Below are 6,762 nucleotides of genomic sequence, written 5' to 3' on the forward strand. Positions count from 1 at the left end.
GATTTGATAATAAGTAAGTTGCCGAATAAACCAGTCTAGCAGGGCCATGATTTTACGGGCCACCGGCTCTTGTGGCTGGGCGTGGGGCCGCGTGAGCTGGCGCAACAGATTCAGTCCGTAGCGGCTCAGGCTTGTGGCCCGGCAGCCGTGATTTTTGCGTGGAATGGCCTTGATTTTGCCGTGGGCCATCGTGCCCACGCCCAGACATAGCGCGTAGGCCAGGCTGACCAGAGCCACGAGCTTGCGCAGCTTCTGGTGGCAGCATAAGTGGGTGGCTTCCAGGTTAAAGCCGCGTCCTTTCAGGTTCTGAAAGCACTGCTCAATCGTCCAGCGGCTGGCGTAGAGGCCGCCCAGGTTGCGCAAGCCGGGCGCGGCGAAGAGAAACAGAAACTCCGTGTCGGCCAGCCGCTTGACCCAGACCTGTCCCCAGACCCCAGCCACTTGGCAATGCAGAAAATGCCGCTGCTGCCCTACGGCAAGGCCCAGGGCCGTGACGGCCTGCCGTCGGCCACTAGCAAAGGTGATTTGGTGGTGCTTGGGCAGGCGCATTACAAAAGGCAATTTATTCTTCCGTAGCCAGTTAAGCCAGACATGGCCCACAAACTCCCGGTCCCCCACCACCAGCCCGATGCGGTCGCGGCCCAGCACCTGTACGCAGATTTTGAGCAGGGCAATACGGTCGGCCGCACTGGAGTTCCCGCTGCGGTTGTCGAGCAGTTCCCAATAGAGCGGCAGTTGAAAGTCGCCTCGGCCTACGGTCACGAGCAGGATATTGACCTGGCAGCGGCCGAAGTCCCATTCGGTGCGGTCCAGGCACAGGCGCAGTTTGCCCGTGGCGGGCAGCAAGCGCAGCAGCAGGTGGGCCAGCACCAGATAATTCAGGTCCACCTGCCGAAAAAAGTCCTGAATGCGGGTTTCATTCGAAGCGATTTTCACCGCGTCATTCAGGTGCTGGGCTACCTCGCAAAATTGGACGTTGCGGCTTTTGAGCAGGGCGATAACAAACTGGCTGACAAACTTTTGCCGGGACAGATGGGGCACTAGCTGGACGCGACGCAAAAGCGTCGTAATTTTGGCAATGAGGCTTGGCTTCACGGGGCAGGACGGACAATGGTGTGTAGGAACCCCAAAGGTCGGACTGCCCCGTTTTTATGCCCTAAAGTTTAGTAGGGTAGAGTGCAAAAGCCGTTATGACAAGGTTGATTTCGGCTACGTGGCCGGCCTGGGCTACCAGCTCGAGAGCGGCCCCATGATTGGCCTGCGCTACAATGGCGGCATCAGCAACATCAACGAGGGCGATGCTAATCCGAACAAAATCCGCAACAGCGTATTCCAGCTGTACGCAGGCTTCTTGTTTGGCGGCAAATAGACGACGCTACGGCCCAAAAAAAGCCCGGTTTCCACCATGGAAGCCGGGCTTTTTAGTACCTATTGGCCGGGTGGCCTGCCCGCCTGTTGTATTTTTACGGCTGTATTTAAGTCGACCGCTATGAAAAAAAGTATCATTTCCCTTCTTCTTATTGCCGGCCTCCATGGCGCGGCGCACGCCCAGCGCAGCGCGGGCAGCAACGTATCGCTGGGCCTGAAGGCCGGCCCTTCGCTGTCTACTTTCGGCGGCGCGCAAGCCACCAACGACCGGGTCATCTTCGGCTTTCACGCGGGGGGCTTCGCCAACATCAGCATTTCGGACCTGTTCGCCTTCCAGCCCGAAATACTCTATTCGCAAAAAGGCGCGGAGATACTCAGTAGCAATTCAACAACCCGCTTAAGTTACCTCGATGTGCCGTTGGCTTTCCACGTTAATACCGGCGGCCTGTTTTTTGAGGCTGGCCCGCAGGTAGGCATCCTGCTCACGGCAGAAAATAAAGTAGGAACCGCGTCAACTGACCGCAAAAGCCGGTACAACACGGTTGACGTGGGGTATTTGTTTGGCTTAGGATACCAGCGCAAGAAGGGTCTGGGTACCGGTTTGCGCTATAATGGGGGCATCACCAAAATCGGCAAAGCCAACACTACCGGCAGCACAACAGTCCAGAACGACGTTCGCAACAGCGTATTTCAACTGTACCTCACCTATTCCTTCAACCAAGGGCGCCGGCGTTAAGTCGTCTCGGCACACGTGGCGCGAATGCTAAAAAAGGGCCTGCTCCATGAGGAGCAGGCCCTTTTTTAGCATTCGCGCCACGCTACTGGATTCGCTGGTCCGAATGTTCTCTACTCCGCCGCCGCGTAGTTGCGGTAGAAATGCGGAATGGTTTCGATGCCTTTGAGGAAGTTGAATACGCCGAAATGCTCGTTGGGCGAGTGGATGGCGTCGCTGTCGAGCCCGAAGCCGAGCAGCACGGTATCCAGGCCGAGCTCCGATTTGAACATGGCCACGATGGGGATGGAGCCGCCGCCGCGCGTGGGCACCGGCCGCTTGCCGAAAGTGGTTTCCATGGCGTCGGCCGCCGCCTTGTAGGCCACCGAGTCGGTAGGCGTCACCACGGGTTCGCCGCCGTGGTGCGGGTGTACGCTCACGGTAACGCCGGCCGGCGCGATGCTGGCAAAATGTTTCTGGAACAGCGCCGTAATTTCGGCCGAGGTTTGGTGGGGCACCAGGCGCATGGAGATTTTGGCGTGGGCCTGCGAGGCGATGACCGTTTTGGCGCCCTCGCCGGTGTAGCCGCCCCAGATGCCGTTCACGTCGAGCGTAGGCCGAATGCTGGTGCGCTCCATGCTGCTGTAGCCTTTTTCGCCGTAGCTGGCGGGCAGGCCGATGCTCTTTTGAAACTCCTCTTCCGAGAACGGGGCCTTGGCCATTTCGGCGCGCTCGTCGGCGCTCAGCTCGTCCACGTTGTCGTAGAAACCGGGGATGGTGATGTGGCCATTTTCATCGTGCAGGCTGGCAATCATCTCGCACAGGGCATTGATGGGGTTTTGCACGGCGCCGCCATACAGGCCGGAATGCAGGTCGCGGTTGGGGCCGGTCACGGTTACTTCGTGGTAGCTCAGGCCGCGCAGGCCCACCTCAATGCTGGGCACGTCGTTGGCCAGCATGCCGGTATCGGAAATCAGAATCACGTCGGCCTGGAGCTTTTCCTTGTTCGCCTTCACGAAGATGTCGAGGTTATTGGACCCGATTTCCTCCTCGCCCTCAAACATGAACTTGATGTTGCAGGGCACGCCGCCCTGGCCGTCGCGCATCATCATCTCGAAGGCCTTGACGTGCATGTACACCTGGCCTTTGTCGTCGCAGGCACCACGGGCGTAGATTTTCTCGTCCTTAATCACGGGCTCGAAGGGCGGCGAGGTCCACAGCTCGTAGGGGTCGGCGGGCTGCACGTCGTAGTGACCGTACACGAGCACGGTTTTGGCGTCGGGGCCGGCTTGCAGGTAGTCGCCATACACGATGGGGTTGCCGGCCGTGGGGCAGATTTCGACGTTTTGCACGCCCGCTTCTTCGAGGCGGGTTTTCAGGTAGTCAGCGGCCCGCAGCACGTCGGCGTGGAACTTGGCATCGGCCGAAACGGACGGAATACGGAGCCAGTCCAGCAGCTCATCAAGAAAACGGGTTTGGTTATCGGCGAGGTAATTGGCCATGCGGAGCGAGGTTGGGATGGTTGGGAATGGTGGGGTAAAAGTAGCTGGCTGCGTCGGAATGAGAGCTGCCTGCGGAAGCCTGCTTTCCAGCAGACGGGCGTGAATATGAAAACTTAAGTATTTATTCGAATCATTAGTGGGTATTACAAAGTACCTGACATACATTTGTACCGTTCCTAACGCGTAGCCAGCGCTACTGCTGGCTATATCACTTCCCTATTTTCTGCAATCATGAATCAGTCATTGCCTCCCCTCCGCCGCCTCTCCTTTTTTCTGTGGGCCTTACTGCTGCTGACCGGCGCCGGCTTGCAGCCCGCGCGGGCTCAGGCTCCAGCCGATAGTGTGGACCTTTTCCTGGCTACCAAAATGCGGCAACTCCGCATTCCGGGCCTGCAGCTGGCCGTCGTCCGGCACGGGCAGGTAGTGAAACTGGCGCAGTATGGGGTGGCCAATATTCAGGATTCTATTCCGGTGGGCCGCCACTCGCGCTTCACCATCAACTCCATCACGAAGGCCTTTGTGGGCGTGGCGGTGATGCAGCTGGTAGAGGCGGGGAAGCTCGATGTGGCCGCGCCCGTCTCGCGCTACCTGCCGGGCCTGCCCGCCGCGTGGCAGCCCGTGACGGTGCGGCAGCTGCTGACGCACGCTTCCGGCCTACCCGAAATAATGGGGGATGATGAGCTGGTGACGGAGGCCAACGAAACCGCCGCCTGGGCCAGCGTGCAACAGAAACCGATGGAATTTGCCCCCGGCGAGAAATTCAGCTACAACCAGACCAACTACCTGCTGATAGGCAAAATCATCGGCCAATTGAGCGGGCAGCCCTTCGCCAGCTTCATTCAGGAACGGCAGCTGAACGTGGTGGGCATGCCCCGCACCACCCTGGGCGACTCGCACGACGTGCTGCCCAACAGCGCCCGCGGCTACACCTATTCCAAGGTAGTGAACGGCGAGTGGCAGCGCTCGGGCACGCCCCGCAACCTGTTTGAAGCGTACGGGCCCATCATCCGTACGGCGTCGGGCATGAGCTCGACAGCGGAAGAAATGGCCCACTGGCTCATTGCCCTGCAACAGGGCAAGCTGCTGCAACCCGCCAGCCTGCCGGTGCTCTGGACGCCGGGCCTGCTCAACAACGGTCAGCCGAAGGGCTTCAACCGGCTGCAAAATGGCTACGCGCTGGGCTGGCCCACCGTGGGCCGCCCCGAGCACCGGGCGGTGGCGCCCACAGGCGGCGGCCGCTCGGCCCTGTTTGTGTACCCCGAGGATGACCTGTCCATCGTGGTCCTGACTAACCTGATGGGAGCCAACCCCGACATGTTCATCGACGAGATTGCCGGATTTTACATTGCCGACATGCACCCGGCTACCGGCTTTGGCATGCCGCCAGCCATCCGCACGCTACACACCAAGCTCCGCAAACGCGGCTTCAATCAGGCCGAAGCGCTGGTGAAGCAGGCTCGGAAAAAGACCCCAACCTATCAGCTGCCCGAGGCCGAGGTAAACGCCTGGGGCTACGCCCTGCTCAAGCAGGCCCAGCCCCAAAACGCTCTGGAAATTTTCAAGCTCAATGTGAGCTTATATCCCCAGAGCGCCAACGCCTATGACAGCTTGGGCGAGCTCTACGCCGAGCTGGGCAACCGCGAACTGGCCCGCAAAAACTACCAACGCTCCGTGGCATTGAACCCCCAAAACAAGGCAGCTGCCGACTATCTAAAGAAGTCGCTTTAGCAAAAATCATCCGCCAGGTGCTGGATGCGGGACCACCTATTGCCGCGCATCCAGCACCAGTTCGCGTATCATTGTTTCGCCCAGTGCCCAGGCGGCGAGCCAGTCCTTTTCAGGGCTTTCGAAGGTGAGCAGGTAGAGGGTGTCGGTTTGGGCGTTGGCCAGAGCTAGCTGGTACACCACGCGCGGGTCGGCATCGGGAGGCGCGTCGCGGTAGCGCACCGTCCATTTGTGCCAATTACCGTCCGTAGAGGCCGCTTTTTCCAGCACCTGCTGGCCGGTACCAAAACCGCTGCGCAGCATCAGCAGCTCGGCGTACTGGGCGGCGGGCTGCCGGGTGCGGGCCGTAGCCCGGCGCACCACTTGCAATGAAAGGCCCGTTTGAAACCCACCGCTTTCCCCCATTTGCTCCTGGGTGAGGTAGTAGGTGGGCGCGCCTTTGGAGCCCTCGGCGCGGTAGTACCAGCCCTCGGGGAGCAGCGCGGCGGCCTTGGCTTCGGGCAGCGGCTGCCAGGCAAAGCCGGCGGGCGGGGTGTCCAGCTTGGTATCGATGCGCTGCGCGGCAGCGGGATTCAGCAACAACAGACCCAGCAGCAGCACAAACAGGAAACGGACCATTGCCTACAAGTAACGCCGGATTCAGGTGCCGGGCGGCAGGGTAGTCAGCAGTTCTTCCAGCAACCCGGCCTCGTGCTCCAGGCCGGCCAGGCGGGCTTCGAGCAGGCGCTGGGGGCCGGCCCCGCAGTCGTCGCGCAGGCCGTCCACGGCTTCACCCTCGAACAGGGCCAGCCAGCCGGCCTCACGGGCGGGGTTCTTCACCGGGCCGGTATAGGCCCGCAGCGCCGGAACTGCGGCCAACCGGGCTTCGAACTGCGCGGCGCGCTTCCGCATGGTTTCCAGCGCCCGGCCCAGCAGCAGGGCCTTCCACCGCACCTCGGCCACGCGACGGGCCAGCGGCAACCGCTCCACGGCCGGGATGGGTAGGGCCGGCGGGGCAGCCTCAACCGTCGGCTGGCCAGGGGCAAACATTTTCCCCGCCGAAGCTAGGGCAAGGCGCAGCTCCAGGTGCCACTGGTCTGTAGGCAGGCGGCGCTGGCCGGTTTCGGACATGGCCACCGTGCCCCGGTTCACACCCAGCCAGGAGGCCAGACGCTCCTGAGTGAGGCCAAATTGGTCGCGGAGGGCGGAAGACATGGCAGCAGATTGCGTGACAAATTTAATTGACCACAGAATAACGTCACGTTGCTAGTGTGATATTATTCGTAAAGCTACTGATTATGTCACATAATGCGAGGGCCCCTGCTGGCGCGCAGGAGATACGCGTCAGCCGTACTTCCCGCTGCCCCTGCTGGCCCCTGCTGGCGCGCGTCTCCGACGCGCTGCCGACTGGGTTCGAGTCTCTGACTCGACGTTAGGTCGTCGTCCGGTTCACTATACAGGCGTCGAGTCAGAGAC

At 61.0% G+C, this 6,762-nt stretch carries 7 protein-coding genes; 3 read left to right on the forward strand and 4 right to left on the reverse strand.

Annotated features, from left to right (window positions below; all coding sequences use genetic code 11):
• The coding region (locus GM79_RS18850; RefSeq protein ID WP_035562703.1) for an IS4 family transposase at nt 1-1,095 on the reverse strand (1,095 nt) is incomplete at its 3' end.
• Nucleotides 1,096-1,213: 118 nt separating this feature from the next.
• On the opposite strand from GM79_RS18850, the gene GM79_RS25625 reads away from it, so the two are divergent.
• Nucleotides 1,214-1,369: a hypothetical protein gene (locus tag GM79_RS25625; RefSeq protein ID WP_161787220.1), complete on the forward strand. Its 156-nt coding sequence runs from the start codon at nt 1,214-1,216 to the stop codon at nt 1,367-1,369.
• A gap of 120 nt (nt 1,370-1,489) precedes the next feature.
• The gene (locus tag GM79_RS18855) at nt 1,490-2,104 is read left to right on the forward strand and encodes a porin family protein (RefSeq protein ID WP_051719068.1); all 615 of its coding nucleotides are present in this window, start codon (nt 1,490-1,492) and stop codon (nt 2,102-2,104) included.
• A gap of 110 nt (nt 2,105-2,214) precedes the next feature.
• Here GM79_RS18855 and GM79_RS18860 read toward each other — a convergent pair whose 3' ends face one another.
• Nucleotides 2,215-3,582, reverse strand: coding sequence for a dipeptidase (locus GM79_RS18860; protein WP_035567060.1), 1,368 nt, complete (start codon nt 3,580-3,582; stop codon nt 2,215-2,217).
• 231 nt (nt 3,583-3,813) lie between these two features.
• On the opposite strand from GM79_RS18860, the gene GM79_RS18865 reads away from it, so the two are divergent.
• Nucleotides 3,814-5,310 carry a serine hydrolase domain-containing protein gene (locus GM79_RS18865; protein ID WP_035567062.1) on the forward strand — a complete coding sequence of 499 codons (1,497 nt, stop codon included), beginning with the start codon at nt 3,814-3,816 and terminating at the stop codon, nt 5,308-5,310.
• A gap of 36 nt (nt 5,311-5,346) precedes the next feature.
• On the opposite strand, the gene GM79_RS18870 is transcribed toward GM79_RS18865, so the two are convergent.
• Both GM79_RS18870 and GM79_RS18875 read right to left on the reverse strand, forming a co-directional pair.
• The gene (locus GM79_RS18870) at nt 5,347-5,925 is read right to left on the reverse strand and encodes a hypothetical protein (protein WP_035567063.1); all 579 of its coding nucleotides are present in this window, start codon (nt 5,923-5,925) and stop codon (nt 5,347-5,349) included.
• 21 nt (nt 5,926-5,946) lie between these two features.
• Nucleotides 5,947-6,501: a hypothetical protein gene (locus tag GM79_RS18875; RefSeq protein WP_035567065.1), complete on the reverse strand. Its 555-nt coding sequence runs from the start codon at nt 6,499-6,501 to the stop codon at nt 5,947-5,949.
• Nucleotides 6,502-6,762: the final 261 nt, after the last annotated feature.

The organism is Hymenobacter sp. IS2118 (genome assembly GCF_000715495.1).
Lineage (GTDB): Bacteria > Bacteroidota > Bacteroidia > Cytophagales > Hymenobacteraceae > Hymenobacter.

Coding starts and splice junctions, on each gene's coding strand:
- GM79_RS18855 (WP_051719068.1), top strand. CDS start 1,490: ATGAAAAAAAGTATCATTTCCCTTCTTCTTATTGCCGGCCTCCATGGC.
- GM79_RS18860 (WP_035567060.1), bottom strand. CDS start 3,582: ATGGCCAATTACCTCGCCGATAACCAAACCCGTTTTCTTGATGAGCTG.
- GM79_RS18865 (WP_035567062.1), top strand. CDS start 3,814: ATGAATCAGTCATTGCCTCCCCTCCGCCGCCTCTCCTTTTTTCTGTGG.
- GM79_RS18870 (WP_035567063.1), bottom strand. CDS start 5,925: ATGGTCCGTTTCCTGTTTGTGCTGCTGCTGGGTCTGTTGTTGCTGAAT.
- GM79_RS18875 (WP_035567065.1), bottom strand. CDS start 6,501: ATGTCTTCCGCCCTCCGCGACCAATTTGGCCTCACTCAGGAGCGTCTG.